This is a genomic window from Pseudomonas sp. A-R-19 (assembly GCF_019956575.1).
Taxonomy (GTDB): Bacteria; Pseudomonadota; Gammaproteobacteria; order Pseudomonadales; family Pseudomonadaceae; genus Aquipseudomonas.
Window position 1 is genome coordinate 1 of the sequence record NZ_JAHBDR010000020.1, and the last position, 2,308, is coordinate 2,308.

Annotated in this window: 2 protein-coding genes; both read left to right on the forward strand. The window is 60.3% G+C overall.

The genetic code is table 11. The features are described from left to right. Nucleotides 1-802 precede the first annotated feature (802 nt). A complete protein-coding gene (locus KGA88_RS01145) occupies nucleotides 803-1,129 on the forward strand; it encodes a DUF6124 family protein (protein WP_223588324.1) in 327 nt (108 codons plus the stop codon). Between the two features lie 224 nt (nucleotides 1,130-1,353). Beyond that, a partial coding sequence (locus tag KGA88_RS01150) for a type VI secretion system Vgr family protein (protein ID WP_223588326.1) occupies nucleotides 1,354-2,308 on the forward strand: 955 nt, incomplete at its 3' end.

The following is a 2,308-nucleotide window of genomic DNA, read 5'->3' on the forward strand; positions in this document are numbered from 1 at the left end:
CATGCGATGAGTTCGACTGCGTCGAACGGCGCTGCGCGCCAATCCCCGGATGAACACCTCCACTCAGCCTTCCGAGGGGGCGGGTGGATCAAGATCAAGAGCTGCAGGCGAGCTAACGCTCGGCCTGATGAGTGGTGAGGGGCGTGGGTGTGTGCCGATCTGCCTTTGCTCTTCTGTGGGAGCGGGCTTGCTCGCGAAGACGGCCTGCCAGGCGACTAGTCTCTCTCAGACGTACTCATTCCCTGTAGGAGCTGCCAGCGATAGCGGCATTACATCCAACGAAAATCTTCTGCCTCACACCAGCAATGTGGCGAGGGAGCTTGCTCCCGCTGGGCAGCGAAGCGGCCCCAAAATCAACTGATGCGGTTTGTCAGGCAGGCCGCGTTGAATGGATTTGCGACTGCTGCGCAGCCGAACGGGAGCAAGCACCCTCGACACAAAGAGTTGTGGCAGTCAGACGGGGTTGTAGGACCAGGAGCGAGGCTACGATACCTTGCGTCGTTACCTACAACTACGCCAGAATCCGCCGGCTTGTGGGCCTAGACCCTGTTCTCTATCGTTTCCATGTCGCTGCCGATTCAGCGACCGGGTTTAGCGATCCGAACCAAACATAGGCGCTACAGCGCCCCAGACTTAAATGCGGATTTTTGTGTCTGCTATTTGTGTCATGGCGGCTGTGCGTGGGAGACCTGCGGGTCTACCTGGGCTTCCTATGTCCCGGATCGCTAACCTGCGTGCAGCTGCCACCCTTACTTGTTTAGCGATAAGTCATGGTGGTTCAAGTTTTCATAGGAGACTTCCCATGGTCAAACCCACACCCAATCCCCCCGAATCAGAAACCGAAAGCATCACCCATCGCGCTTCTGGTCTCCATCTCAAACCCGCCATCCTCAAAAGCACCGCCCCCCACAACCCCAGCACGATGTTCATCATCGCGCCCAACATCGACACCGAAAGTTTATTGGCCCATGCCTGCGAATCGCTGGCTTCTGCAAGCGTGATGGCGACGGATTTCGCAACATTCCTGGACGGCCCGCAGCGCAGCATGCTGCTGGGTATCCAGCAGGTGATCATGCTGGCGGACCTGGCCGTCAACCGCGCACTGGATAACGTCGCGCCGCTGGATTAAGCGCTGATTCTTGTGGCGAGGGTGTCAGTTCCCTCGCCACAGAATCCAGAGCTGAACAAATTCCTACAGACCCAGCGCCGCAACCTTTTGGACGTATCCTACACGCGAACAAGAAGAATCCTATTCCAACTGTTCTCTGAATTTTCAATGCTTTCACCCCCCAGGACCCGGGTGAAAGCACTGCCTTTCCTGCCCGTCCCTTTCAGACCAGGTAAGGACTGAACATGAGCACAAATCTGCACACCCTCGTCGGCCACAACCGCCACACACTCCAGGTCGACAAACTCGACACCCACCTCGACGTCCTCACCTTCGAGGGTCATGAGTACCTCAGCCAACCCTACCTCTACCGCATCGAATTCACCGCCAGCGACCTCGACATCGGTGCGGAAAAGTTCATCGGCCAGTACGCCGAGTTCAGCCTGTACGATGCGCCGTCCAACGTACCCGTGTTCTCTTGGGAAGTGCCCAAGCCACCCACACCGCAGCGCACGCTGTACGGCCGCATCACCGCCTGCCAGCGCCTGTCCGGCTCAATCGACGAAGCCCGCTACGAAGTCACCCTGCAACCGCGCCTGGCCCTGCTCGATCGCGGCCAGCAGACGCGGATCTATCAGCACCAGTCCGTGCCAGACATCGTCAAAAACATCCTGCGCGACCGCCACGGTCTCGACACCGGGCACTTTCGCTTCAACCTCAAGCGCGAGTACCCACAACGCGAGCAGGTCATGCAGTACCAGGAAAGCGACCTGGCCTTCATCAGCCGGATCCTCGCCGACGTCGGCATCTGGTACCGCTGCATCCAGCACGAAAAACTCCACTTCGACGTCGTCGAGTTCTGCGACGACCAGCGCTGCTACCAGTTCGACGTCGAACTGCCGCTGCGCTCGCCCTCGGGCTTCAGCAACAGCATCGAGGACAGCGTCTGGGCCCTGAAAACCCGCCACCGGGTGGTGGAACAGCAGGTCAGCGTGCGCGCCTATCACCCCGACGACAGCCGCGCCTTCCTCGACGGCGAGGTCGACCAGACCCTCGGCGAGCCCACCACCCACGGCGAGCCCACCACCCACGGCGAGCCCACCACCCACGGCGTCGCCACGACCCGCGGCGTCGCCGACAACACCTACGGCGAGGCCTACCACTACGCCGAACCCTACCGCGTGCTCGGCAAGTCCCACC

Bases quoted from the DNA above. Each gene is read 5' to 3' on its own strand.
- KGA88_RS01145 (WP_223588324.1), top strand. From the start codon at position 803: ATGGTCAAACCCACACCCAATCCCCCCGAATCAGAAACCGAAAGCATC.